A 25,127-nucleotide genomic window follows, 5' to 3' on the forward strand; every position below is an offset into this window, starting at 1 on the left:
ATTCTATAGGAATAAGTCACTTAAATTCTAATATAGCAAAAAAGTCAATAAACGCTTCTAATATTCCATGCTAAAGCATGCAAAAGGTTCCAGCCATGCCTAATCCTTCTGTACTAAACTAACAAATATACCGCCAACAAAGTGGTTCTATGGCAACAGATAAGATTGAAAGTGCTAAGTCCAAAAAAGGCTTTGTTGCTATCGATATCGATGGCACTGGACTGGTGGAAAAAATAGATAAAAATTTTGGTTATGGTTTGATGAATGAACAGAGTCATGTCAGACAAACTCTTATTCAATATATTCGTGCCGCTCAAGAAGCCGGTTATGACATTATTATTTTGACGGCACGACCAGCGCCCATTGAAATTGCTTTAAGAAACCTAAACATAGGTACAAAACCTACGCAAGATATTGTTGATTATTTAAAGGAACACGACATCAATGTTAAAGCAATTGCTCGCTCGCCGGCAGGGTTAAAAGGAAAGAAAATGCAGGAACTTATTCAAGAATATCCTGAAGAAGCCATAGGCGTGTTATTTGATGATCAGTTAAAACAAGTTAATGACGTCAAAAAACAAGGCAATAACCAGCTGAAAGCATTTGATGTGAATAGTAAAGGGGATTTAGAGGAGTATCTAGGCCTTATTCAATTGGCTGACACTCACCCTTTGATGGTGGGTAAAGCGCACCCATTTCATCCAGAAAATATCATCAAATCTGTACTGGACGCTAGTCCCGGTAAAAGAAATCAAGATTTAGTTAATCTTAATCAAAAACTGAAAACGCTAGAGGCAAAATTTCCGGATGAAGCACGGGATATAAAAAAAATCCTTAACGAGCTGTGTATCCGTTTTTTTGAAGCGGATTATCGTCAGTATAGGCCTGAGATTGATTGGATTAATGCTGCTGCAAAACATTTAAACGTCTTAGCTGATAAATTAAGCAACGACAACCAAATAACTTATGCTGATCTCGAACAAGCTCGGCATGAAATTTTTTCTAAATCAAGCTTAGCCCATGTCATTCCTAATTCACGATGTGATGAGTTAATTAAAAATTTTCTTCAACAAATGATCAAATTTCCTCTCATCGATGAGTTGCGCACTCAATGCAATACGTTCAGTGCTGCTCTTGCTTACGAAGGCCATAATGCAGAAGGGGAGGAAAAAGAGGCTATAAAACTGCAACAAATTGCTGTAAAAGAAATGGTTGAAACATTAAAGAATAAGGACCCAAACATTGCCTTAAAGAATTTTCAAGACAAATTTGAGTCAAATCAAGATGTTTTCGCAAATACAATGGCGGGTAAAGATTTTGTTGAGTCAATTCGTACAATCCTTAAGAGTTTACCCTTTATTGGTAGTTTTTTTGAGAAAGAATCCGAAAAAATAACCGACGAAATTAAAAAGATTTCTCAATTTTATAAAAGTAAATTAACTGATTTGAAAGCAGCTGACGCTTCTGCAATAGAGGATCAAGAAGACATCCAGCCAGGCAGATCTTCTTTATAAAATCAGTGAATTCATATAAGACTGTTTCTTGATCAGAAAAAAATTAGTTGGGTTTTAAGCCCACTTTAATCCAGCCTTCTTGACGTAAATCAAATTGCTTATAGGCATTTACCACATCAATTAACGGCATTTTTTGAGTTAATATTTTAGCTGGATTAATCACTTTTGACTGAACTTGCTGCAGAAGAAAAGGAATATACGCTCGATGAGGACAATTACCCATGACTATTTTTACATTTTTATTCATCGCTTTTCCTATAGGAAATACCATAAAATCTTCCGCATACACTCCAATAATTGAAATCGTTCCACACTTTGCGACTAAATCCACACATTCACGTAATGCAAAACTTGGCGCATTGCCTGGAAGCCAGTTTTTTCCCTCATTGTTTGGTACAGGAACAAGTTCAGCAACTTCTTGCTGAAATGCGGTTTTGTGCTTATTAATACGTGTCAAAGGGCCTTCTGTTGGGTAATAAGAATCTATTCCTACTGCATCAATCACCACATCCGCAAATAATCCTTTTGTCAATTCCATGATCAACTTATAAGGATTTTCTTTAGTAAAATTAATGATCTCAGCGCCTTGTTTTTTGGCCATTTCCAAGCGAGAAGGAATTCCATCAATAGCAATAATTTTGGCAACGCCGCGCAAAAGGCAACTAGCAATGACAAATTGACCTACCGGTCCGCAACCAAGCACAACGACAATATTACCTGGTTTCACCGAGGCAATATCCACTCCAAAATAAGCAGTGGGGAAAATATCGGATAAAAGAATCGCTTGATCATCGCTGATGCTTTCTTCGATTTTTACTAAGTTATGCTGTGCGAACGGAACTCTTACATATTCTGCCTGGCAACCATGAAAGGGACCACTTGCTTTTGGGCCTCCATAGAACGCAGTTCCTGAGAACTGTCCATTGGGATTAGCGTGATTACATTGCGAAAACAGAGCATTATGGCACATTTCACAGGTGCCACAAGCAATAGTAGAGGGAATAATGACGCGATCGCCTATAGTTAGATTCGTCACTTCCTTGCCAATTTCCGCAACCGTACCAACCGCTTCATGGCCTAAAATTGTCCCCGGTTTCATGGGCCCGACGGTTCCTCTGACAAAATGTAAGTCAGTTCCGCAAATCGCACTCGTTGTAATTTTTACAATAGCATCCGTGTTATTTTCAATGGTGGGATCCTTAACTTCCTGTAAGCGAATATCACCTATATGATGAAATACTAAGGCTTTCATAGTTTCCTCCTGAAACCAGATCCTTTACTAATTTTAGCTAGAAAAAAACGATTGGGCGAATTTGACTATACCTTAGTTTGTCTTTTTTTAATATTTCTTAATCCGATGTTTTTTAATCTAATATAAATTTAATATAGGTTTAATTATTTAAATAAAACAATGAATATTTCCCTTTATTCTTTAGAAGAGTGTGAAAAAATTGCTACAGAATCTTCGTTGCGCTATGTCCAAGATTCTCTTCCTGGCATATTAAGAAAAAAATGCGGAAAAGGGTTTGCCTATTTCTATCCTGATGGTACTCAAGTTAGGAATGAAAATGAATTAAAGCGAATCAAACAATTAGTCATTCCTCCTGCTTACAAGGAAGTGTGGATATGCCCCTTTGCAAATGGACATATTCAAGCCACTGGAAGGGACAGTAGAAATCGAAAACAATACCGCTATCACCCACTATGGCAAGAGGCCCGTCAAAGACAAAAATTTGACATGATGATTCATTTTGGCGCGAGTATTTCATTAATACGTCATCATATTAATGAAATACTGAGTCAGCCGCCTTTACTTAGCAAAAATCAAATTATTTGCGCCATATTATACTTGCTTGATACCTGCTGTATTCGCATTGGAAATACAATTTATGCGCAAGAAAATAAAACCTATGGATTAACCACCTTGCGAAAAAAGCATCTTATAATACAAAAAAATCAAGCCGTTTTAGATTTTTACGGTAAAAATTCGAAAGTTTGGCACATTAATCTTAGGGATAAAAAAATCATTAGAATATTAAAAAAATGCGAAGAAATTCCTGGGTATGAATTATTTAAGTATCAAGATGAAAATGGGCTTAAGATCATTACCTCTCAAGATATCAATTTCTATTTAAAATGCTTAACAAATTATCCTTTTACGGCAAAAGATTTTAGAACTTGGATTGCAAGTCGTGAATTTTTTTGCCGTTTATTGGAATTTTCAAACACGAAACTCCGAGCGGATGTTTTTATACCTGTATTAAAAGAAGTCGCTAAACTCTTAGGACATACACCTAATGTCTGCCAAAAAAATTATATTCATCCTGAAATTATTAATTGGTACAAAGAAGGAAAATTAGATAAATGGAAAAACAAGCATCAAAAAAAAATTAATTCGATGAGCAGGGATGAGCTTCTGCTGTATTGGCTGAAGAAAGTAGCGTGTGATTAGACAAAGCAACATAGCCAACTTATCCCGAAGAATAGCAATGGAAGCCAACAATGAATTCAAGTTTATCCATTACCTTACGCAGGCTAGAAGAATTCAACGAAATTTATAAGCCAGAAAATTGTAATCTCTCCCAAACTCTACAAATTTATCAACGAGTGACTCAATCAAAAGAAGAGTCAAGGCTTTTTGAAGAGAGAGGGGGGGGGTCTTTTTGGTAAATATGGACGTACCCGAACCAGTGAGCGATGTTTGCACGATCTTAGGGATAATATTAGGAGTAGCGACCCCAGTCATGTCAAAATTTACGGTGAACTCTCTTTATATTTCAGATTTACCCAACTTAAAAACTACGGCGAAGTTATAAGTAATACATTAACCCATATATCACTTTTACTTTATAAACATTTGATTACGCTGGGCACCTATCTTCCGAGTGACTTTGATCAGATAGGACAAAATAAATTTTCTTGTATAATGCGATTGAAAATTGAGTAGTTTAAATTTGTAAATAATGGAGATAAGTGATGACTTTACTTAGAAGTGATAATGGCCATGGTGGTAGTAGCGGTATCTTTGCAACAGCTGGTGAATTAGAAAAAGCAGGATTGGCTGTAGCCTTTAGTATAGACAATTTAAAATTTAAAGTTAATAAAACCAAGCCTGAATCATGGAAAACAGAGACACAAGGTTTAATAAAAAGTGTTCATACTGTACTAGCACAATATGACTCTAATCATGAAAAACACTCTCTAAGGATGTTAAATGCTGGAGGTATCTTGACGTTAAGTTCGGAAACGGGTCAGCCCTTGGCAATGGTTATGCTAAAAGAAAAAAATGGTTTAAACCTCGGTTTTGGTAAAGTAGAGTTAAAAGATATTAGTGAGGAATTAGTTGCTATACAAGATGAATTAGATAAGTCTCTACAGACTATATTACAAACTGTTTTGGATGAATCTGATACTAAAGAAGCTTTTCTTGAAACTTTAAAAACAATGCCTGTGCAACAATTTGCACAATTACAGTCGATTATAGATGATAAGGATCTTGTCATTGGTAATGTTCTTTCTAAAATACAATCAACAAAACCGCTACCATCTTCCTTTGGTCGGCCAGATCTCAACGGTTATGCTACACTAGCGGTCGAAAAGGCGGCAGAAAGAGAAATTGAGGAAGAAATAGTCATTGAAAATATTAGCTTGAAAGGAAGAACTCATTGCGAAAAAGCCTTAAATCGTGCTGACACAACTATGTATGTTAGTGGGATTATAGGTAACGATGATCCGAAGAAATTTTCTGCGAAAGAATTTAATGACGATATTGAATCAACTACATTTGTTGTTAATTGTACCATTAAAAAAGAAGAATTAAGTAGTTTAACACCTAAAAACTGCATAATTATTACACCAATGGCAGTCGAAATTACTAAAGATACGTCAAAAAACACACTCCAAACGGTAGTGAAAACGGCACAGGAAAAAGAAGGTCTAAACGTTCTTGGTGGGGGAAATCAATTTGCAGTTCCATACTATTGTAAAGAAGTTTTCGGTGTAGATGCAAAAATAGTTGAGCACAAAATATCTCAAGTGACTAGAGACACAGTCTTCCAGCCATCTGTACCTTCATTGGTTTCATCTACTGCGGATTTAAGCTCAACAAATACCTTTAAATAGCCAAAAACTACGAAAAAACTCATTGTAATCGCTTGATTATAATGAGTTTAATGGCTGTTCGCGGGATCTAGATGTTAATGCTCAGCATTAATATTAATTTTGACATCATTTTATACAAAAAACGAATTTTTTTATTTATGGTACCCGGAACACAAGGAGTAGAGAGGTTTTCATTGACCAGCACTGAAGATATAACGCAATTTCCTCATTTGATGCGGTAATCCCCCCGAAAAATAACTGGTGTCAAAAGTAGAATTTTCTCATAACCTATGCTGGAGGAGATTCTGCATGAAACGATCAAAATATTCAGACAGCCAAATACTGTCGATACTAAAACAATATGAAAGCGGTACACCTGTTTCGGAGATTTGCCGAGAATACGTTATTAGCGCGGCACTATTTTATAAATGGCGTTCTAAATATGGCGGAATGGACGCATCAATGATGTCGCGTCTGAAAGAGCTAGAAGCAGAAAATAGTCGTCTTAAAAAGATGTACGCAGAGGAACGATTGAAAGCAGAAATTCTTAAAGAGGCCATTGAAAAAAAGTGGTAACACCGTCGCGCCGACGTGAACTGGCGCAAAAGGCGGTGAAAGAGAAAGGAATTTCAATCCGTTTATCGTGTTCGCTCTTTAGCCTTAGTGAGACCTGTTATCGCTATCAGTCTAAATTAAGCGAGGAGAATGCACGGATAGCGGATTGGCTAGAACGCCTGACACAGAATCAGCGCAATTGGGGTTTTGGCTTATGTTTTTTATACTTACGGAATGTGAAAGGATTTATTTGGAATCACAAGCGCGTTTATCGTATTTATCGAGAGTTAGAACTCAATATGCGCATCAAACCAAAGAAACGGTTGATTAGGGAAAAACCTGAAGCCTTAGTTGTGCCATGCTACCAACGAATGTTGGTCGATGGATTTTATGCACGCCCAATTAGAAGATGGCCGCGCTTACCGTTTATTCAATGTCATTGATGATTTCAATCGGGAAGGTCTTGCCATTGAGGTTGATTTTTCTTTGCCAGCAGAGCGGGTTGTACGAGTCCTCAATCAAATCATTGAATGGCGAGGCAAGCCACAACAAATTCGTTGCGATAATGGTCCTGAATACATTTCTAAGCTACTTGGACAATGGGCTAATAAAAATCAAATACAGCTGGTTTTTATTCAGCCAGGTAATCCTCAACAGAATGCCTATATTGAACGCTACAATCGCACTGTTCGTTATGATTGGCTTAGCCAATATTTATTTAAATCTATTGCCGAGGTACAACACCATGCGACACAATGGTTATGGACGTACAACAATGAACGACCTAATACCGCTATTGGAGGAATACCTCCAAGGCAAAAACTGGCTCTAGTGGCCTAATCCTCTACTTTTAACTTCGGTTAAAAATGGGCGGATTACCATGCAAGCTTATCCTAGCGACAATAGCGGAGATTACAACGCGTGGTTTGATTTTGGCATTAAAATCTTGATAGCAGGATTAGAACGACAGCTAGAGCTAAGCCAATCGAAGAAATAATAACTGCTTTCCCTTATGTACTAGTAACTTGACTATATCTACAGCTATGGAACCTAACGAGATTATAGGTTCTACATCAAAGAAACGTCTTTGGACAGCATTTGAGAAGCTATCAAATTGTTCCAGAGATTTACCGAAATGGAGTTATAAAAGAAAAGCTAATAATATTCTTCGAACTTTGAGAACAATGGAACAGTATGGTTTGGTTATATTAAAAGAAAACCCAAATAAAAAACATAGGGGGAGGGCGCCCTTAATGCCAAAAGCCCTTATATGATGAATTTGAGGTTAAGTTTTCTATTCAGCAAGTTTATTAATCTAGTCCTTTAATTTTTTTTATTCATGGGAGTTATCGCAAAAATATAGGGGGCTAGGTTAATAAACCTGTTATCCTGTCTGGGCATTAAGAACTCAATTTAATTCACTTAAAAGAGATTGTATAATTTCAGGGTCAATAGGTTTGGTGATAATTTTATTGATACCTGATTTTCTATAATTAGATAATGCTTGTTCTGAATAACCAGTCATAGCAAAGATAAACACTGGAGGGCGATTATTGGCAGCTTCCCACTTTCTGATACGCTGGCTTAACTCAATACCAGAACTATTAGGTAATCTGATATCGGTAATAATAATGTCAAAGTCTTCGCTCATCACTAATAGGAAAGCATCTTCTGCATTATTGACCGAATTGATTTTATAACCCATTTTTTTCACTGCTTGCTCTAAAAAGAATAAGATAACGGGGTTATCTTCCACTAATAATATACGCAGTACTTTTGACAAGGAATTTTTAGCATTCTTAGGATTTAGTGGAGATAAAGTTGACTCTCTTTGTTTGCTACTTTGGGTGGATTTCGTATCACTATTTTTTTCTATGTTTTCTCTTTTCAGTGATAAATCAAAATAAAATGTCGACCCTTTATTAAATTCACTTTCAAATTGAATACGACTTCCTAATAACTTTGCATATTTTTCGGCGATTTGTAGACCCATGCCAAACCCTTCATGGTGGATGTTGTTCGAAACATTAACCGAATGAAATCGTTCAAAAACCTTCTGATGACTTTCTTTTCTTATGCCAATTCCTGTGTCATGTATACTAAAACGAAGTTGTACATTTTTTCTTTCTTTTTTTAATAATTTTATCTCTATCTCTACATACCCTTTGGCGGTAAATTTAATTGCATTTCCTAGCAAATTAAGCAAAATTCGATAGAGTTTATTTTGATCAGATATTATATAGGTAGGCATTTCGCTATCAATATTAATTTTTATATCAATATTTTTTAGTTTTGCTGCAGGAAGGACGAGAGCCACCAGTGCGTTAATGCTTTTACTTAAATTAAAAGTCTCATATTGAATATCTACTTTCATACTATCTGCTGATCTTAGCTGTAGTATGTCGTTAAATAAAGCTAACAGCTGTTCTCCGCTTTCATAAAGTAATTGAGCATATTTTTTCTCGTTCTGGCCACAGATGGTTTGTTCTAAAAATTTAGCCATACCGATGATTCCTGATAAAGGAGTTCGAAGATCGTGACTCATACTATCAATGAATTCTGTTTTCATGCGATTTGCTTTTTCTGCTTTTTCTTTAGCGCTTTTTAAGTTAAGTGTCTTCTGCTTCAGCGGGGTGATATCTATTGTATTACCCACTACCCCCATAATTTCTCCTTTGTGATTATATATGGGATTTTTAATAGACAATTGATTCACTTTTTTACCAGAAGGCAAAATATTTATCTCTTCATATAAGTGTTCAACTTTTTTTTCCATTACCATTAAATCATTAGAACGAAATTGATCTGCTATTTTTTTATCAAATAATTCATAATCGGTTTTTCCAACGACTTCTGAACTATTGGTTATAAAACCCATTTTTTTTAAAGTCTGGCAACCTCGTTTATTGACTCCAAGCCATCTTCCTTTAGTGTCTTTCCAATAAATATCACCAGGTAAATTATCAATAAGATGTTTTAAATACTTATTTTCTATTTCTAATTGTAGAATAGCTTCCTTTAAGGAGGAGATTAAATTATTCTGTTCAGCTGATCTACTCATAGGATACTCCATGTAGGCAAAGCCGCAAGTTTAGATCAAAAGAAACTGATAGGGAATAAGGATTACCGCATCAATAGCAGATTTGTTTGAAGAAAATGGAGTTTCTTATATTTCAATATAGAAACCTGGCCATTTGTAAAATTCAACTCTTTTTTTTCCCTGCAGTTAAATGTAATTGGAAAAGGAAGATAAGTAATGAGCAGAATTAATTTACTACAAGGTCCAGGGAGTAAACAGAGCTATTTTGGAGGGGCAACACAGAGATTTTTTAGTCAGTCAAAATTACCCATTTTCTCGACGTTAGAAAAATGGGCAACAGACGAATTTGCTAGATTAAAAATTGGCCCAAAACCTTTGGAAGGAACTCTTGTCTATATACGTCAGCATATGTTATGGAACTCTATACCTCTAGCGAGAACAATGAGTAAATGGGGCGTTAGATACAGTAACATGTATTATTTGGGTATTCCCTATTCGGCAAATTCAGGCGTAATAAAAGAATTACAAGCATTAGGAGTTAACTATTTTCACGGCGTAGGGCAACTTGGTTATGGAAGAGGTGAAGATGACGCTATCAGCGCTTCCACTTGGAGATGGAAAGACATTTATGAAGTACCCAAAGAGGGCATAGACAAGATAATAGCGTTCGATCACGGCGGCAAAGTATTACAATTTATGCCTCCAGATTTATTAAAAAAATATAAAGTAGTTGCTGGTGACAAAACAACAACTGGTATAGATGAGATTAATAGAAGAGGAAAACCTCCTTTCCCTGTCATTGATGTAGCCAGCTGTGCAATTAAAAAATTTGTTGAGCCTCCTTTTATTGCCGAAGCTGTTTTTTCTAATTTAGACAACATTTTAGATGACATTCGATTCACTAAAGCAATTTGTAGTGTTATAGGTTTTGGGCCTATTGGAAAAGCGATTGCTAAAAAGCTTCTTGATTTAGGGTGTTGTGTTTTTGCGCATGACATTAAGCCGGAATTGCTGACAGAAATATCTCACCCCAATCTTTATAAAACAGTTGATCCAAATGCAGCTTTATCGAAAGCAAAGTATATTTTCTTTTGTACGAAAGAAGACATTACTAACCCAGCACTCGACTTATTTAGACTGAACCCTGAAGAGCAAGTACTCATTAATTGTACTTCTGGGGATTATCCTGTCGCTACTGCATTACGGCAACTTGTACCAGCGATCGATTTAATCAACCAATCACTTGACCCCTATAGAGATGTGATATATACAAATCCAATCGGTGGCAGAATTGTATTTCATCAAGGTGGATATCCCGCTAATTTTGGAAAAAGCCGAGAAAGTGGAAGATCAGTGGATGATGAAAAAATTGATATCATCCGCTCACTAGCCTTAGCTGCATTAGTACAAGCAGTATGGCATTTTCACGACATTCAAGTGATGAGTAATGGTTTAAATATGCTTGATGCAGCGATGCAGGTTTTGCTGGTGAAAAAATATTTGCAGCTAAATCCGGGTGCTATTCCAGAAACAGTTGCGAATAATTTACAAAATCCCCAGTGGATAAGAGAGTATGCAACTAAACTCGATCCAAATGTTATTTGTAATACTTCTAACAATACTAAAATGCAGGATGAAAGAGATGAATTAGATAAGAGTATCTCATTAAATATCTAGCGCAAATCAGCACTTGCGCGGCTTCCACATGCTGAAATGGAAGAGAAAAGACCAGCAATTGCATTAGCATTAAAGAAGGGAAATTCAATGCCTTTAAGGCATTGTTTGAAAACGGTGCAAAATGTGTCTTTTATAGGGGTTCTACCGCCGAGCAAACTGTTTTTCATTATGCAGCTTACTTTGGAAGAATTGAAATAATACGTTATCTCATTACACAAAAATTTAATATAACTGCTATAGTACCTGCCTTACAAAAAACAGGCCTTACCTTTGCACTTGAAGAGAAAAAATGGCCAACAGCGGCACGTATATTAATGTCGCAAGATACAATGGAGTCCATAGCAGCTAAAGATAAATTACTTATTCAAGACAACCTCGATAACATTTATCAAGCGTATGCTGAGGAGAGAAACCATTTGCCGAAAGAGTTGCCATTAAATGTTATGCATTTACTTATTTTAACCCCTGCATGTACGCACCGATATATTAATTTTTGCTAAACGGTTTTCCATTATCTGACCCTCGGCCGGGATCTTGGTAAAAAGGGCCATTAGCATAAACAGAGAAGAGAAAAGGGATAACCACCACGCGGGAAAAAATCCACAATAAGTCTGATTATTTTGATAATCAGACCTAATCTTCAAATCAGATTCTATAAGCCTTGCTGGCTCTACATTCTCTGTTGGCTGGTGGTAAATGTGATAATCAGACCTAAATGATGAATTACCATCTTCCAAGCATTTAAAATCATTGTTACTGCTATCATGCGAATTTTGAAATTCGCTAGTAGTAATATTTATATTACTACTTAATGAGTAAGGTTTTTCTGGTATAGCATTGCCGGTTTTGGCAAAACGCTTGCCAGAATCGGCAACGCTGTTCAAAACTGTATCAAGTATCTGGGGATAGTAAGAAAATCCTTTATCTGTCAGCGTATACCAAATTGTATGGTCATACTTCTTTTTGTTAAACGTGTTGGTGGTAATTAGACCAAGCTTTATGCAATTCGCAATAATGGTGCGAATGTTTTTAGTTGACCAAAAACCGAAATATTTGACGAAATCTTGGATGGTATTGTATGACCAGCATCGACCTTCATGAATATTCCTTTGTTTAGGGTCTTGTTTACTAGCGTTAGTTCTTATCCAAGTGGATAAATTGGCTATGAAAATACATAGATTTGCGTCCTTTGTATCAGTCATTAACTGTTCGTTAATAGTTAAATTCATGATATAATTGCTCCTTGATTCAGCTTTGTTCGTTGAGCTGGGTTAATGTTGTAAGGATTTACTCGCAACGTGCTTCGGTCGCCAAACTTCTACACGTTGACCAGTTTCGGGCAGGAAGCCCAAATTCTATTTTTTACTTTTCATTTTGTTCATGTAAGTTCTACATCTTAAAACTAAATTATCTATTAAATCTATTGCATAAGACATCTAAAAATTTCCTCGTAATTATTATTTTGATTCCCTGTTGCTAAACACACGAATCCATAGGATGGAAATGCGTCCAGTTGTAAGAAATATAATGGCAAAGGGAGTCGTAAAGACTTGATTCTGGTGAAGTGTTGTGTAGAATTCGTTGCATGTAACTGCCTTGCCCGTAAAGGTTTTTACTAGAGAATACATTAGCTAACGACTGATGTATTCTCGGTCTGATTATTTTGCCGCTAATTTACTCTGAAATATTCTTTAATTCAATAGAGCTACCATCCAAACTTCGAGTGTGAGGCAAATGTCATACATTGCCCTCCTTCTTAGTTTTGGGTTTCTTAGGGTTTCTAACTAAATAGGGATCTTGTTCATCAGGCATTAATTTGCCTTCCGTCAGATAGGCCAAACGAAATTGCTGTTTCCAGGGAATATAGCCCTGTGCTTTCCATTTAGTCATATTCTGTGAGGCGATTCCTAATGCCTTACACGCTTGATTTAAATTTCCATAATAATTTTCTACTTCATCCACTGTCATGATTGTCCTCCTGTTTGACGGCACTTATTTTAAATTAAACCTAAGTTTAATTCTAGGTTGATTTTCAAACATCTTTGCTCTAAATTGAAACCTTTCCAGGAGGGAAAGATATGTTAACGGAAGAACAACGAGCCAAAAGGCAAAACGGGATAGGTGCGTCTGATACGCCTATCATCATGGGATACTCAAGTTATAAAACGCCCTACCAGTTGTACTTAGAGAAAACAGGCGTCATTGAAGTAGACGAAGAAATGACGGAGCAGCAATACTGGGGAAATGCTTTAGAGCCGGTTATCATCAAGAGATTCGCGGAAGAAAATAATGTGGAAATCTCATTTCCTGATACCGCGCATCACCCTGACTACCCTTTCATCTTTGCCAATTTGGATGGCTGGATTGAAAGTGAAAAGGCTGTGGTAGAAGCAAAGTCTGCCAATAGTTTCCAGCGCAAAGAATGGGACATGGCACTTACAGATGGAATTCCTCTTGTTTACCTAATTCAAATTGCAAAGCAATGCGCCATTACTAATGCTTCAAGAGGCTACTGTGCCGTATTAATTGGTGGTATGAAATATAAGCAGTTTGTTTATGAGCGTGACAAAGAACTAGAGACTGTTATCTTACAAGCTGACATAGATTTTTGGGAGTGTGTTCAACGTAGACAAGAGCCTCCTCCATTAAACACATCTGATTGCCGACTGAAGTTTCCTACCCCAAGTCCTGATAAAATTGCTCATGCTACTTTCAAGACTGACCATGCTTTGAAAACACTGACCGATTACAAATCAAGGATAAAAGAGCTTCAAGAGCATGAGGAAACTCAAAAGATGCATTTAATGTCTCACATGGGCGATGCAGAGTATCTGATGGGTCATGAAGGTGAGTTGTTGGCTACATGGAAGGCCACAAAAAAAGGTACACGGGTATTTAATATTAAGTGAGGGATCACATGAACAATACAGAACTGGCGATAGTTAAGGACGAATCGCGGGAACTGAATCACATGAAACCAAGCCGTCTGGAAGACAGTTTGTTCTCTAAAGATTTAGCCCCGCATTACATGAAATTAGCAGGACAATTGGCAGCATCAGAAATGGTTCCAAAGTGCTTTAGAAATAAGCCATCCGATTTATTTCTATGCTGGTCTATGGGGTATCAAATAGGCATACCTCCTGAGCAAGCTATGAATTGTATAGCTGTTGTTAATGGCAAAGCTGTCATGTGGGGAGATGAAATGCTTGCTCTGTGTATGTCCCATCCTGATTTTCAGGATATTACTGAAGAGCCAATAATTGGCAAAGACAATATAATTTCTGGTTACACATGCACCATTAAGCGTAAAGGTAGAACTCCTACTGTCTCGGTTTTCACATTGGATATGGCTAAGAAAGCGGGTCTACTCGCTAAGGGCGGCGTATGGAATCAATACCCAGATAGAATGCTAAAACTTAGAGCCAGAGGGTTTGCTCTTAGAGATGCTTTCCCTGATGCATTGAAAGGCATTAAGTCTCGTGAAGAAGTGGAAGATTACATTGATGCAGATTATGCAGTAGTTCATTCTAAGCCTTCTCGAACTGAAGTACTAAAACAGGATATTACTGCCAAGAAGGAGCTGCCTAATGTTGACGCGATTAATAAATGTGTTGCTGGAAATGAGAATCAAGAGACTGGAGAAAAAACTGCGAAAAGTGAGGAGCTACAGCCAATGGAGAAGCCTAGAGAAGAAACGGCTCAATTGCATATTCAAATTAAACAGCTCATCAAGGAGATAGGATTTCCTGATGAACGTCTTCAGAAAGCCTTATCCTACTATCAGGTAGGAGCTATTGATGAAATGGATTGGGAAGCGGCTCATCACTTCATATTGAAATTAACTAAGCAAGGATAAAAATCATGGTAAATCAGGGAACAGTTCTCGGCAGAGTCGGTAAAATAGATACAAAAACAACCTCTACAGGCACTAAAATAACGAACATTAGCATTGTTACATCTAAGAAATTCGTTAAGAATGGAGAGAAACAAGAGAAAGCCACATGGCATAATGTCACTGCATTTTCAAAGGTTGCAGAAATTGCAGAAAAGTATGTGAATGTAGGTGATTGCTTGTATATTCAAGGCGAAATGGATAATCAAAAATACACTACGCAAGATGGTCAAGAGCGAACAAAACACTTCATAGTAGCACACACTCTACAGCTTATGCCTAAGACTAAAGAGCATGGAGCCGCCCCAAAAGATAAATCTTATGAAGCTGGTTTTGAAGATGATGATATCCCCTGGTAATTGATGTATTCGCGCATGGTGTTGATTACTTCATCAGCACCATAGCAAATTTCAGCCTTATATCCTCTTTCTCTCATTCGCTGAATAAACGCCTTCTGCTCAACAGTTGGTCTACCTATTTTAGACTTAACTTCAATAAATAAACCATGATAACCGCCATTTGGCCATGCCATAAAAATATCACTAGCTCCTTTCAACACACCCATTCGCTTCATAATATAACCAGCATAATAAGTAGCTTTACGCTCATTACCGATATGTAGCGTATGCTCAGCTATGAAAGGATGTTGTGCTCTTAGCCAGTCCATGGCTGCTATTTGTTCATTCGATTCGGTGTGGCGTTTTACCACGCTGCTCGATTCAACCATCCTTTTCTCGCCCACTCCATGGCAGGATTTGCCGCTAGTATTTCGATGTATCTATGTTCAGCACAGTCCCTTAATTGCTGGCGCAACAAAACTCCGTCCATGGAATTTGCTAAGCCAAAAATTATTCACCAATAAGCTATGGACAGTATATCACTTAAATTGATTAAAAAATTAGCTGAAAAAAGATAGCTTGATTATGAGTTGGTAAGTGGGAATTCTACTAATCGAGATTCGGATTTTCTTGCTGTGCCGAAGCGTTAATCAGCATTAATCGGTTATTCGGGACTCAGGAGCTTCAATGTTCTATTAAGCGGAATTCGTTTCAGTAAAGAAGGGAATCGAACCCTTATTCTTCTCAGCGAAGAGTCTCATTATCAGTGAGATGCCTAACCATTTGGCTTCTAAGTTACATGTTACAGACATGCTCTGGCAACGCAACAGTACTGCTGCTTAGGATCTAGGCTCCTAGCGGCCTTTCTCATACCATCAAGCTATCTAAAACGGATTAAGCTGCTTGGACTGGGAATGCTTCCATAAGCATAGGATCAACATCTAATTCGTAAGTCCAGTTTGCTTGTTGAATCATGGCATCTACTAAGCGTAATTGCTTAGCAACATAATCAAATTCTGCGGTAACTTGAGATGCTGTTAATTTAGGGAAGTTAGCACTAAGCTCATCCATGCCTTCATTTACTTTTACACGACTGGCACGGACTTCATAAAATACCTGGTTGTCTTTCAGTTTTTTAACGACTTCTAGTTTTTCAGCTAATTCTTTTCTGCGCAGTAATGCTTCCGCTAATTTAATCTTCATCATTCTTCCTTAAAAATAAGCAGAGGCCACCTTGAAGACCTCGGATGCTCCTTGTACGTCTAGGTACATGAGTGAGGATAAATGGCTTATGACTTAAACAATTGGAGGACAATCCAATGAAATAGAGGTCAACAAGCCATTTAATCAGAACTATTGTACAGGCGGTTGCTCAGAATTTGCAAGATTATCAGCATCTTCCTTCGCAATCTTTTCTTTCTGTAACTGAATTTGATAGTCAATTTCGTTTTTAGCACCATGTAATATAAATACTTGGTTGGTTGTTTGCGCAATTGAATTTTCTAATTCAGCTTTACGTCCGTTCAATTCATCTAAAGTCATGTCTCTTCCTTAAGGTCTGTAGATCCAATAGTTAATTACTGTACCCGTTCCAGGGTTGCCACTAAATGTTACAGTCAATGTATTCGCAGTACAAGCCGCTTGTAATACTGTAACATTATTTGTTCCATCATTAACCATCTGAACGCTAGCCAAGTCAGTAGCTAACACACCGGATATGGTAATAGCTTCCGCAGCTGCACCACCAACAGTAGTATATTGTGCCATTGTAAGTAATGGAGAAGATTCAAGTGGAATCAGGCTCCAATTGGCTCCATTATGCTCTACTTGATACATGCCAGCTCTCTTTCTCGCACTTGGAGATGCTTGTGTAATTACAGGAACTATATCTCCTTGAGAAAATGAATAGCCTGCCTCAACTGAATGGTTTAAATAACCAGTAGCTAATACTTCTGCTACGGTGTCATCGGTTAAAATGTAGTCAAACTTTGGCTCTACTCCTACCAAACCTGTTTGTCCGATTTGTATACTCTTGATTGGCATTTCCCTTGCTCCTCTAGTTTTGAATAAACTCTGTGACAATAATTATTCCAACACTACCAGCAGCACCAGCCGTATTAATCACCGCGCCTGTAGATTGGTTATAACTTCCGCGTCCTTGACCACCTGAACCTGGACCTTGAGTAGATGATCCGAATAAACTTGAGGCTCCTGACCCGCTGACATTAAGTAATCCAGTGTAAGTACTTCCTGCTGTATTTAATGGATTAGAACCTCCTGGACTAAGACCCCAAGCCATCACTGTCGCTCCTACATTATTCGCATAGCTACTCCAACTCATACTCTGTATGCTTAAAATTAATACGCCAGTCCCAATAGTATTGGTATTATTGGTCACAGTCTGAGAGCCAACGTTTGTAGAATTTAATGCAGAACCAACCCCTCCCGCAGCAGTCCAGTTACCAAAGACTGCATCACCTCCATTACCACCATTCGTTGGTGTAGAAGCACCTGCTGTACCCCCAGAACCTAAACTATAAGACAACGAGCTGCCCACTTGTGCAGCAGTCATCATAAATTTTAAATAATTACCAGCACCACCAGGTGCTGCGACACGGATTGCGCCTGAAGATGCTGTTAAAGATGTACCCCCAGAGCCGCCACCACTGCCACACATTTCTACGATGATATATTTCATACTGGTAGTAGGGATGTACGTTCCTGATTGAACTGTAGCGTATCTCACTACATTCATTGAAAATTTATCAATATTGTTAATTCCATTATTAGTAGCCATACTTAATCCTTACCAAGATCCCTTGACTTGAAACTGCGAACACTATTATTGATATTCTGTTACGATAATAATCCCTGCGACTCCCAAATTACCGCTAGCCTGCATACCTGCACCACCTGTACCACTGTAAGCACAAATTCCATAGCACCCATATCCATAACCGGAAGGTAGTGAACCATTTCCATTAGTAGCACCACCGCCACTAGCATTGGTCACAGAAGCAATATAATTTCCTGCTGGAACCGATAAGAAGTTAGTTCCTCCCTGGTGGATATTCATGATATAAACAGAACCCGTGCTAAATACGAAGCAACTACCAGAGTTTGCTCGGTTGCTAAGTATTAATGTTCCAGTTCCATTGGTGATTGTTCCTGATGAGCCGCCATTAGATTGAGTGGTTCCAGCAGCAGCTCCGGCACTTCCTGTGCCGCCGCTTGCCGTCCAAGAACCAAATGTGGTTGAACCACCTGTACCACCTGCGCCTGGAGACGCACCACCTACACCAGCAGATCCACCAGTCCCAACCGCATACGATAATGAAGCACCAATTTGTGCTGCCGTCATTTTGAATTTCACATACGCACCTGCACCACCAGGGCCACTTATAGCAATTGTTCCAGTGGTTGCGGTTGCTGCTCCTGAGCCTCCACCACCACCGCACATTTCTACAATAATAAATTGCGTTCCAGCGGTAGGTGTATAAGTTCCAGAACCAGAAGTGAATCTTTGCACAGTTACAGTCCCAGCGAGTCCAGTAGGAGTAGCCCAGGCATTATCTCCCCGAAGGAATGTAGTAGTACTTGGCGTTCCTGTAGCACTAATTCCTGTTGAAGCAACCAAACCCGTACAGCCCGATAAGTTATTATTTAGCGCATTATTGGTCGCCATATTTTCTCCTTAAATTGCATTAGGCCAATTCATTTCTGGAATTCCAGCCATAAAATTTTCAATATTAGGATTTTGAATATCACCGCTTTGAGCTTTAGCCAGGTAATCGTAGGCATAGGTATAGACTAAGTCGCGCCATGCGATAAAGGTATTTGCTTCGGCTGTCCATTGAGAATTAGTACTGTCCTTATATGATGCACAAGAAACACCGCTGCTGTATGACTTTTCAGCGGCTTTGTCATTAATTGCCATTTCTAAAGCGCGCGTGCAGTTGTCAATCATACGTTGCGAAGCCCCCGCCTCCCAATCTGTCTGCCTTAGGTTGTATTGATCTTCTTCTTCAGGTGTTAATTCCACCTCAATGCCATCTACTATTTGTTTCATGTTATTTCATCCCATAGATTTGTACCGTTCCACTTACAATAACTCCTGTAGACATAAAGATTCGAATAGCATTAACGGGCGAGCCAGGATCACGAATTTGAAACCAATAATTCATCCCTGCGATAGTAGGAGTAGTATTAACATATTGTGTCATACCTACAGCAGTTGGACGGCTACCTGTTGTAAGAGAAAGGTTGGCAAGGACTAAAGAACCACCACAAACATTTGTTCCTATATTACTTAATGAACTAGAAAGTACAGCCGAAGTGAGAGTAGTAATATCACTACCTGCGGATACTGTTGCTCCTGTGTAAAAACAAGACTGTTGATAATAAGCCGGAGCAGTTGATAACCAGGATGATCCATTATTGATAGAGCCTTGAAACGCAAGAGTTGCTCCATTTGTTCCAGCAAATAACGAATCCCAAACAAGCATATAATTGGTATACCCTGTTAATCCGGTAAAGGTAATTGTAGCGCTGTTGCTTGCATTGGCAGTTCCTAATCGTACCCAATCTCTATCAGTAAGATAACTCACTGTGCCATCTGCATCTTGAAAAGTGACATTCCTAACGGCAGATGTATTCGCAAAATTAAAAGCGGTTACATGTTGATAGCCTGTTCCATTAACTAATAGCAATGGATTAGTCCCGTCTAGTGCTCCAAATAAAGTGATTTGATAGCTTCCTTTAGAAGCTAAATACATTCCAATATTAGGATCAGCACCAACGGCGGTTAATTGAGGGGGTTGTCCAGTAATCGAGTTAATAATATTCAAATTATTAACTGCTGATGTGACGGGGCTGAAACTAAACATACTATTAGCATTAACATCATAAAGGCCATTAATAACTCTAGGTGTTGTTAATGATGGGCTTAAATTTCCTGTGAATGCTCCCGTCCCAGATTGTCCACTTAAAGTAGTATTAACTGCATTATTGCTGACCATAAAAATTCCTATACTATAGTTAATCCGGAAGATTGAGGTGCACCTAGAATTGCCCACTTTGTGTTTGCAACTACACATATTAATTCTAAAGAGTCCGTCCCAGCCTGAGAGGTAACACTACCTCCAGCCCCTACAGTAGATGTGGTTTGTCCTATTTGAATACTTTGACCTGCTGCTTGAGTAATTCTCCAGCCCCCCGTGTTAATTCCAATTACTGACAACACATCTCCAACAGCAGCGGTTGAAGGTAAAGTAAATGTCACTAATGCCGCATTATTGGCAATGTAACCATTATTTGTAGTCATTGATTGAGAAGTGCCAGTTACAACTGTATATGGAATGCTTCCAGAAGAAATAGTTTGCCAACTATTATCCCCTCTTAAGTAAGTTGTAGAACTAGGTGTTCCTGTTGCTGATAAGCCAGTTGAAGGGACGAGACCTGTACAGTTTGTTAGTGTTCCAGTGGCAGGCGTACCAAGGTTTGGAGCGTTTAAGCTTGGACTGTTCGAGCCTACAAAGTTTCCGGTTCCAGTGGTGCCCAATAAAGGGCTGTTAATCGCATTAGCATTAGCCATTTTCTAATCCTTTAGTTGGTTGTCCAGTTTCCTACAGCAGAGGTTGCAATCCATGTTGTATTAGCAGTGGTACAAATAAGCCATAAAGCTGTATTTGCGTCATTAACACCTAAAAATCCTGATGCGCCTGTGGTTGTAGCGTTTGCTCCAATGCGTATCAACTGACCAGATCCTTGCGTCACAGTAAAAGGAAACAACGTATTGTTCATAATGAGGAGCATGTCCCCTACAGCCGAGGTTGCAGGAAGTGCAAGTGCAACCGTTGTGCTTGCAACGTTGTTGTAACCTGAATTGGCTGTCATGGTTTGAGACGCAGTTATATTTTGGAAACTTGTAATTCCAAGACTTGTTGTAGGTGCAGCAGCCCAAGTATTGTCGCCTCGCAAATAAGTAGAGCTACTTGGTGTTCCTGTTGCAGCAACTCCTGTGGAAGGAACTAATCCAGTTCCGTTGGTTAAGGTAATTGATGCTGGAGTTCCCATAGCCAATCCGTTTGGTAAGGTGGTACTCAAACTTGGGAAACTTGCGCCATCTGAAACCAGTACGCTATTAGGGTTTAAGGGTAATCCTGAGACCGCATTGCCTGTAGCACTATAGTAAGCAAGCTGGTTAATTGTTCCTGGGTTAACTGTTCCATTAGCAGCAATGTCACTCAAGTATGCAACTGTACCACCAGCATCTTGCCAGGCTACTGCTCTAGTAGCGGCAGAACTAGGATAGCTGAATATTGTCTGATGTTGATAAGCTGCGCCACTATAGAAAATTTGCTGGTTAACATTAGCAGTAGAGCCTACTACAAATGCACCATCTCCTTTAGGAAGTACAGTAATTTGAATATTTGGATCTGAACCAGCCGCAGATAACTGGACTGCTGTACCTGTGGCGCTATTAACCGTTTGAAGATAGTTAATTGCACTGGGCGTAGCATTCATTTTCCATACAGTGTTACCATTCGTATCGGTGATAATGCCACCAGTTAACTTTAAGTTATTGAATGTGGGATTTGAAGTAGTCGCAATATCTTGAGGTAAGCTAAGAATAATATTGCCAGTCGGCGAAGAGGCAATCACCTGATTGACTGTACCCGTTATTGATTGTACTCCAATCGTGTTACTTGTATATTGCAAGTCCCATGAAGCAGCTGTAGTTCCTGCAACACCATTGTAAGTTAATACCACTTGAGTAAATGGTTGCATTGTGACAATAGAGTTTGCACCAGAAGAGGAAACGAATAGAGCATTGGTTGAATCATTAATCAACCGATAGGATTGCCCATTTACTAGCGTTCCTACCGCTGGCATTGTTACATTCTGGAAATTTGTACCTGAAAATATGAATTGCTGAGGACTACTAACAGTTAATGTGGTTGTGCCTCCGGAATTCGTAATGAGTTGAGTTCCAGATAAGAAGCTATTAGCGGACATATTTGCACTAGCATCCCATCCAGCAAATGCTGTTGCAGTTGGCACGGTAGTTACTGCATTAACTCCAGTCCCGCCAAAAAGAATACCAATAAGAGTCGCTTGCCATATACCTGTAGTAATTGTTCCTAGAGTAATAATAGAACTTTGGCCAACGTAAGTTGATGCAATATCAATTACGGGATTTTGCCCACCAGTAGAGGTAATTCTATTAGCTACACCATTAACGCTTTTAACATTGCCGGAATCTAAGCTATCCACATAAGTTTTAATGGACAAAGCCGTTGCAAGATTAGTTGCACTAGCAGTTGCCATAGTGTTGTCGTTAATAATGGAGTCAATAACTACGGTACTTTGAACTGTAAATGTTCCTGGTAAATTCAATGTGGCTGACAAACTTAAAACGGGATTTTCTGGATCAGTAGAATCAACATCAATCTGGTTGACTGTACCTACTACACTTTGAACTCCAGTCTCAATCGCATCTACATACTGTTTATTTACCAAATCTGTAGGATTCACTGGAGCTGCGGCTACTTGACCTGAATCTAAAGCTGCTGTTCCTCCAGTAATTACTACCGCATTGGAATTTTGTACAGCCATTGTGCCTAGACCTAAATTGTCTCTAGCACCAGCTGCGGTCGTAGCTCCCGTACCGCCTTGATCAATAGCGACAACATAGCCTGGTGGCAATTCACCTGTATAGTTAAACTTTGTATTAATACCCAGGCGCAGACCGACAATAGTGTCGCCCACCTGGACATCCCCTCCATCCTGAAAGGTACTGAACTTCTGATCTGGAACTAAAGCCATAACCACACTCCTTGTGATATTGGTTTGCTTTACTTAGTTAGCTGGCAAAGCATAAAACATTACACAGATGTCCGTGTCTGCTTCTGCTGAGATGAAACTTAATACATCACCAGCATTAACTTGTCTTGCATAGTCTTTATTTTGAACAATCATGTCTGAAGTAGTGGCTGCGAATGTTCCCCCAACTGGCACAGCTGCGGTGTCATTGTTAGCGCACCAGACTTGGCCTTCTGAGGTCGCATTGAAGACATCAACAATTGCTAGGAATTTATTAATTTGGTTCAATGGAGCACCAATTGAACCAGAACTTGGAACCGTAACCGTCTGTGCTGTATTAGCGGCTAAGGTGACATTGAATTTCTGATCGCTAAACTGCAATCCAAAACCGTTATATCCAGCAATGTCCTTCTGTAATTTGTATTGTGTAGTCATAATATTTCCTTATGTTATTTATATCTGATTACTTTATGAGCCAACCGTGTAGGTTGGAGTAATGACATTGGAGCACCGCTTACGTTCAATATTCCACCACCTTGTGCTGCAACATTCACCGTTACAGGTACGCTACCTATGGTAGCAAGGTTAGATGCAGTGGGGATTGCACCGCCTCCTCCTCCACCTACGGGCGCAGTTCCAGAGCTTCCTAGGTGATTATGCATTGGCATTTCATTAATCGTAATTGCATGAGTTGCCGCACCACCAAATGACCCTACCCCACCTGATGGCAATAAAGAACCATATGCTCCGGCCATCACTACTCCGACTAAAAGAGGTGTATTAAACGTAGTTGGAGTAAGACTTATTGCTCCATCACCATTACCTGTACAGAAAAATGTAAGAGCGCTGGTTGTTGTAGCAGTAGCTACCAATGACATCGTAATAACGTTCCCAACAATATTGGCAATTACAGTTCCAGCCTGGATTCCATTGCCTTCAATTGGGTGTCCAATGGCATAAATAGCTCCGTTTGCTACAGTAATTGTTGGACTGCCATTCGTAATACTGACTATTTCAACATTGGTTAATGCTTTAAGTAGCTTGTAATAAGTAATCCGATTAAGAACCTGTCCATTACATGATAAGTAATTAGGTGGTGTCCCAAATGCATAGTAGTCAATTACCGTACCTATTGGGACAATGGGGTAATCGTAGTGATAGAGATGATCAATCTGACGAGCTAACGAAGACTGCTCATATTGAATATTAGTTACCGGAGTACTTCCTGTATCAGCCAGCATGACGCTTGTAATATCAATCTGCACGCTTAATGGAATATCAAAATAGATGTCAACATAAGCATTTGGGAAGTTCTGCGTGCTATTTGAAATGGGAATGCTAATTGACCCTGGGAATATTCCATACGCACCACTCGCTTCAAGGGCAGCCACTATAATGGGTTGATCAACAATAGAACCATTAGACTGGCTGTAATACATAGTCAAATTAACGCCTGTGCCACTATAAGTCTTAGCAACAAAACTCGCAGAGAGATAACCATTACCCCATAAATTAGGTGAGCCGTAGAATCTTTGTCTTAGCTGGAGTTTCGTCAATCCAGCAGAATTAATGTTTAAAATTGTTCCTGGGTTAGTAGGAAGATTCAATGAACCAATAGGCTTCGTCTGCCCTACAGTTAAAGTTCCAGTTGTTGGGCAGCTCACAATCATGTCCCAGTCTGGAGCAATATTAATAACCAGATCGGCTACTGATATAATGTTATAGACATAGGTTGGGTTGGTGGTGTCGAAATTCACTACTGCAAATTGAGGATTGGCAATCTCATTGGTGATTACACTTAAAACCTCGGCATCAGATTCTTCTACCACATAGGGAACGGCTTCTCGGTCAAATTGAGGTACATCATCCGAACTGGTAACACGAACATAGTAATATTCAACCTTAAAATCTTCATCATAAGGAAAAAAGTAAGGTACTACAGGATTACCTAAAGAATCCTCAAAAGTCCCAATAGAACTCAGTGTCATGGGATTTGGTAGCTGAGTGTAGGTGTAATTAGGTGAAGACCCTGTAATCTGATACACAGGCTTTAATGTTCCACGCTGATTATCCTGCTCAAAGTACACTAATCCACCACTTAAAGGTGCACCAGTATCCTTATCCAGTATCACGTCTTCAATAGAAAACGCTGGGATGTAATGTGAGTCAATAGCCATAGAAAATCC

Annotated in this window: 24 protein-coding genes and 1 pseudogene; 9 read left to right on the plus strand and 16 right to left on the minus strand. The window is 38.8% G+C overall.

Translation table 11 applies throughout. From position 1 onward, the window contains the following. The first annotated feature begins 149 nt into the window (after positions 1 to 149). Positions 150 to 1,514 (plus strand): HAD family hydrolase, encoded by a 1,365-nt coding sequence (locus B5D33_RS12675; protein ID WP_058451631.1) that lies wholly within the window; start codon positions 150 to 152, stop codon positions 1,512 to 1,514. A 43-nt stretch (positions 1,515 to 1,557) separates the two neighbouring features. Here the strand turns inward: B5D33_RS12675 and B5D33_RS12680 are convergent, their stop codons facing one another. Beyond that, entirely contained in the window at positions 1,558 to 2,766 is a 1,209-nt protein-coding gene (locus B5D33_RS12680) for an alcohol dehydrogenase catalytic domain-containing protein (protein ID WP_058451632.1), read from the minus strand. Positions 2,767 to 2,925: 159 nt separating this feature from the next. Here B5D33_RS12680 and B5D33_RS12685 point away from each other — a divergent pair, with 159 nt between their 5' ends. From B5D33_RS12685 to B5D33_RS12695, 3 genes and pseudogenes are all read left to right on the plus strand, one after another. Next, entirely contained in the window at positions 2,926 to 3,966 is a 1,041-nt protein-coding gene (locus B5D33_RS12685) for a DNA topoisomerase IB (RefSeq protein WP_078767448.1), read from the plus strand. Between the two features lie 524 nt (positions 3,967 to 4,490). Further along, on the plus strand, positions 4,491 to 5,636 hold the full coding sequence (locus B5D33_RS12690) for a hypothetical protein (RefSeq protein WP_058451633.1): 1,146 nt from the start codon (positions 4,491 to 4,493) through the stop codon (positions 5,634 to 5,636). A gap of 288 nt (positions 5,637 to 5,924) precedes the next feature. Then, positions 5,925 to 7,010 (plus strand): annotated as a pseudogene (locus B5D33_RS12695) (IS3 family transposase). A 568-nt stretch (positions 7,011 to 7,578) separates the two neighbouring features. Here the strand turns inward: B5D33_RS12695 and B5D33_RS12705 are convergent. Then, on the minus strand, positions 7,579 to 9,231 hold the full coding sequence (locus B5D33_RS12705) for a PAS domain-containing hybrid sensor histidine kinase/response regulator (RefSeq protein WP_058451635.1): 1,653 nt from the start codon (positions 9,229 to 9,231) through the stop codon (positions 7,579 to 7,581). A gap of 195 nt (positions 9,232 to 9,426) precedes the next feature. Between B5D33_RS12705 and B5D33_RS12710 the strand changes: the two genes are divergently transcribed. Both B5D33_RS12710 and B5D33_RS16385 read left to right on the plus strand, forming a co-directional pair. Next, positions 9,427 to 10,887 (plus strand): NAD(P)-dependent oxidoreductase, encoded by a 1,461-nt coding sequence (locus B5D33_RS12710; protein WP_058451636.1) that lies wholly within the window; start codon positions 9,427 to 9,429, stop codon positions 10,885 to 10,887. A gap of 68 nt (positions 10,888 to 10,955) precedes the next feature. Then, positions 10,956 to 11,387 carry an ankyrin repeat domain-containing protein gene (locus B5D33_RS16385; protein ID WP_324610544.1) on the plus strand — a complete coding sequence of 144 codons (432 nt, stop codon included), beginning with the start codon at positions 10,956 to 10,958 and terminating at the stop codon, positions 11,385 to 11,387. On the opposite strand, the gene B5D33_RS12715 is transcribed toward B5D33_RS16385, so the two are convergent. Together B5D33_RS12715 and B5D33_RS12720 are read right to left on the minus strand one after the other, a co-directional pair. Beyond that, positions 11,346 to 12,116: a hypothetical protein gene (locus B5D33_RS12715; protein WP_058451637.1), complete on the minus strand. Its 771-nt coding sequence runs from the start codon at positions 12,114 to 12,116 to the stop codon at positions 11,346 to 11,348. The genes B5D33_RS16385 and B5D33_RS12715 overlap by 42 nt on opposite strands. Before the next feature lie 508 nt (positions 12,117 to 12,624). Next, positions 12,625 to 12,855 carry a helix-turn-helix domain-containing protein gene (locus B5D33_RS12720; protein ID WP_058451638.1) on the minus strand — a complete coding sequence of 77 codons (231 nt, stop codon included), beginning with the start codon at positions 12,853 to 12,855 and terminating at the stop codon, positions 12,625 to 12,627. Between the two features lie 110 nt (positions 12,856 to 12,965). Here B5D33_RS12720 and B5D33_RS12725 point away from each other — a divergent pair, with 110 nt between their 5' ends. The 3 genes from B5D33_RS12725 to B5D33_RS12735 are packed head-to-tail and all read left to right on the plus strand — an operon-like array spanning position 12,966 to position 15,138. Continuing rightward, positions 12,966 to 13,796, plus strand: coding sequence for a YqaJ viral recombinase family nuclease (locus B5D33_RS12725; RefSeq protein WP_058451639.1), 831 nt, complete (start codon positions 12,966 to 12,968; stop codon positions 13,794 to 13,796). A gap of 8 nt (positions 13,797 to 13,804) precedes the next feature. Continuing rightward, the gene (locus B5D33_RS12730; RefSeq protein WP_058451640.1) at positions 13,805 to 14,743 is read left to right on the plus strand and encodes a recombinase RecT; all 939 of its coding nucleotides are present in this window, start codon (positions 13,805 to 13,807) and stop codon (positions 14,741 to 14,743) included. 5 nt (positions 14,744 to 14,748) lie between these two features. Next, positions 14,749 to 15,138: a single-stranded DNA-binding protein gene (locus B5D33_RS12735; protein WP_058451641.1), complete on the plus strand. Its 390-nt coding sequence runs from the start codon at positions 14,749 to 14,751 to the stop codon at positions 15,136 to 15,138. On the opposite strand, the gene B5D33_RS12740 is transcribed toward B5D33_RS12735, so the two are convergent. From B5D33_RS12740 to B5D33_RS12795, 12 genes are all read right to left on the minus strand, one after another. After that, positions 15,099 to 15,506, minus strand: coding sequence for a VRR-NUC domain-containing protein (locus B5D33_RS12740; protein ID WP_058451642.1), 408 nt, complete (start codon positions 15,504 to 15,506; stop codon positions 15,099 to 15,101). The two genes, B5D33_RS12735 and B5D33_RS12740, sit on opposite strands and share 40 nt — an antisense overlap. A 505-nt stretch (positions 15,507 to 16,011) precedes the next feature. Continuing rightward, entirely contained in the window at positions 16,012 to 16,323 is a 312-nt protein-coding gene (locus tag B5D33_RS12745) for a DIP1984 family protein (RefSeq protein ID WP_133141000.1), read from the minus strand. Between the two features lie 147 nt (positions 16,324 to 16,470). Next, complete coding sequence (locus tag B5D33_RS12750; RefSeq protein WP_058451644.1) at positions 16,471 to 16,659, minus strand: hypothetical protein; 189 nt, start codon at positions 16,657 to 16,659, stop codon at positions 16,471 to 16,473. 9 nt (positions 16,660 to 16,668) lie between these two features. Next, the gene (locus B5D33_RS12755; protein WP_058451645.1) at positions 16,669 to 17,160 is read right to left on the minus strand and encodes a hypothetical protein; all 492 of its coding nucleotides are present in this window, start codon (positions 17,158 to 17,160) and stop codon (positions 16,669 to 16,671) included. A 13-nt stretch (positions 17,161 to 17,173) separates the two neighbouring features. Continuing rightward, positions 17,174 to 17,914: a glycine-rich domain-containing protein gene (locus B5D33_RS12760; protein WP_058451646.1), complete on the minus strand. Its 741-nt coding sequence runs from the start codon at positions 17,912 to 17,914 to the stop codon at positions 17,174 to 17,176. 45 nt (positions 17,915 to 17,959) lie between these two features. Then, positions 17,960 to 18,802, minus strand: coding sequence for a glycine-rich domain-containing protein (locus B5D33_RS12765; RefSeq protein ID WP_058451647.1), 843 nt, complete (start codon positions 18,800 to 18,802; stop codon positions 17,960 to 17,962). Between the two features lie 9 nt (positions 18,803 to 18,811). Next, the gene (locus B5D33_RS12770) at positions 18,812 to 19,186 is read right to left on the minus strand and encodes a hypothetical protein (RefSeq protein ID WP_058451648.1); all 375 of its coding nucleotides are present in this window, start codon (positions 19,184 to 19,186) and stop codon (positions 18,812 to 18,814) included. Between the two features lies 1 nt (position 19,187). Next, positions 19,188 to 20,135, minus strand: coding sequence for a hypothetical protein (locus tag B5D33_RS12775; RefSeq protein WP_058451649.1), 948 nt, complete (start codon positions 20,133 to 20,135; stop codon positions 19,188 to 19,190). Between the two features lie 8 nt (positions 20,136 to 20,143). Further along, on the minus strand, positions 20,144 to 20,710 hold the full coding sequence (locus B5D33_RS12780) for a hypothetical protein (RefSeq protein ID WP_058451650.1): 567 nt from the start codon (positions 20,708 to 20,710) through the stop codon (positions 20,144 to 20,146). An 11-nt stretch (positions 20,711 to 20,721) separates the two neighbouring features. After that, the gene (locus tag B5D33_RS12785) at positions 20,722 to 22,944 is read right to left on the minus strand and encodes a beta strand repeat-containing protein (RefSeq protein ID WP_058451651.1); all 2,223 of its coding nucleotides are present in this window, start codon (positions 22,942 to 22,944) and stop codon (positions 20,722 to 20,724) included. 33 nt (positions 22,945 to 22,977) lie between these two features. Then, a complete protein-coding gene (locus B5D33_RS12790) occupies positions 22,978 to 23,376 on the minus strand; it encodes a hypothetical protein (protein WP_058451652.1) in 399 nt (132 codons plus the stop codon). Positions 23,377 to 23,390: 14 nt separating this feature from the next. Further along, on the minus strand, positions 23,391 to 25,118 hold the full coding sequence (locus B5D33_RS12795; protein ID WP_058451653.1) for a hypothetical protein: 1,728 nt from the start codon (positions 25,116 to 25,118) through the stop codon (positions 23,391 to 23,393). Positions 25,119 to 25,127 lie beyond the last annotated feature (9 nt).

It is taken from the genome of Legionella maceachernii, assembly GCF_900167045.1.
Taxonomy (GTDB): domain Bacteria; phylum Pseudomonadota; class Gammaproteobacteria; order Legionellales; family Legionellaceae; genus Tatlockia; species Tatlockia maceachernii.

Coding starts and splice junctions, on each gene's coding strand:
- B5D33_RS12680 (WP_058451632.1), bottom strand. CDS start 2,766: ATGAAAGCCTTAGTATTTCATCATATAGGTGATATTCGCTTACAGGAA.
- B5D33_RS12675 (WP_058451631.1), top strand. CDS start 150: ATGGCAACAGATAAGATTGAAAGTGCTAAGTCCAAAAAAGGCTTTGTT.
- B5D33_RS12720 (WP_058451638.1), bottom strand. CDS start 12,855: ATGACAGTGGATGAAGTAGAAAATTATTATGGAAATTTAAATCAAGCG.
- B5D33_RS12730 (WP_058451640.1), top strand. CDS start 13,805: ATGAACAATACAGAACTGGCGATAGTTAAGGACGAATCGCGGGAACTG.
- B5D33_RS12715 (WP_058451637.1), bottom strand. CDS start 12,116: ATGAATTTAACTATTAACGAACAGTTAATGACTGATACAAAGGACGCA.
- B5D33_RS12705 (WP_058451635.1), bottom strand. CDS start 9,231: ATGAGTAGATCAGCTGAACAGAATAATTTAATCTCCTCCTTAAAGGAA.
- B5D33_RS12690 (WP_058451633.1), top strand. CDS start 4,491: ATGACTTTACTTAGAAGTGATAATGGCCATGGTGGTAGTAGCGGTATC.
- B5D33_RS12760 (WP_058451646.1), bottom strand. CDS start 17,914: ATGGCTACTAATAATGGAATTAACAATATTGATAAATTTTCAATGAAT.
- B5D33_RS12785 (WP_058451651.1), bottom strand. CDS start 22,944: ATGGCTTTAGTTCCAGATCAGAAGTTCAGTACCTTTCAGGATGGAGGG.
- B5D33_RS12780 (WP_058451650.1), bottom strand. CDS start 20,710: ATGGCTAATGCTAATGCGATTAACAGCCCTTTATTGGGCACCACTGGA.
- B5D33_RS12745 (WP_133141000.1), bottom strand. CDS start 16,323: ATGATGAAGATTAAATTAGCGGAAGCATTACTGCGCAGAAAAGAATTA.
- B5D33_RS12740 (WP_058451642.1), bottom strand. CDS start 15,506: ATGGTTGAATCGAGCAGCGTGGTAAAACGCCACACCGAATCGAATGAA.
- B5D33_RS12755 (WP_058451645.1), bottom strand. CDS start 17,160: ATGCCAATCAAGAGTATACAAATCGGACAAACAGGTTTGGTAGGAGTA.
- B5D33_RS12795 (WP_058451653.1), bottom strand. CDS start 25,118: ATGGCTATTGACTCACATTACATCCCAGCGTTTTCTATTGAAGACGTG.
- B5D33_RS12790 (WP_058451652.1), bottom strand. CDS start 23,376: ATGACTACACAATACAAATTACAGAAGGACATTGCTGGATATAACGGT.
- B5D33_RS12725 (WP_058451639.1), top strand. CDS start 12,966: ATGTTAACGGAAGAACAACGAGCCAAAAGGCAAAACGGGATAGGTGCG.
- B5D33_RS12710 (WP_058451636.1), top strand. CDS start 9,427: ATGAGCAGAATTAATTTACTACAAGGTCCAGGGAGTAAACAGAGCTAT.
- B5D33_RS12775 (WP_058451649.1), bottom strand. CDS start 20,135: ATGGTCAGCAATAATGCAGTTAATACTACTTTAAGTGGACAATCTGGG.
- B5D33_RS12765 (WP_058451647.1), bottom strand. CDS start 18,802: ATGGCGACCAATAATGCGCTAAATAATAACTTATCGGGCTGTACGGGT.
- B5D33_RS12770 (WP_058451648.1), bottom strand. CDS start 19,186: ATGAAACAAATAGTAGATGGCATTGAGGTGGAATTAACACCTGAAGAA.
- B5D33_RS12685 (WP_078767448.1), top strand. CDS start 2,926: ATGAATATTTCCCTTTATTCTTTAGAAGAGTGTGAAAAAATTGCTACA.
- B5D33_RS12735 (WP_058451641.1), top strand. CDS start 14,749: ATGGTAAATCAGGGAACAGTTCTCGGCAGAGTCGGTAAAATAGATACA.
- B5D33_RS12750 (WP_058451644.1), bottom strand. CDS start 16,659: ATGACTTTAGATGAATTGAACGGACGTAAAGCTGAATTAGAAAATTCA.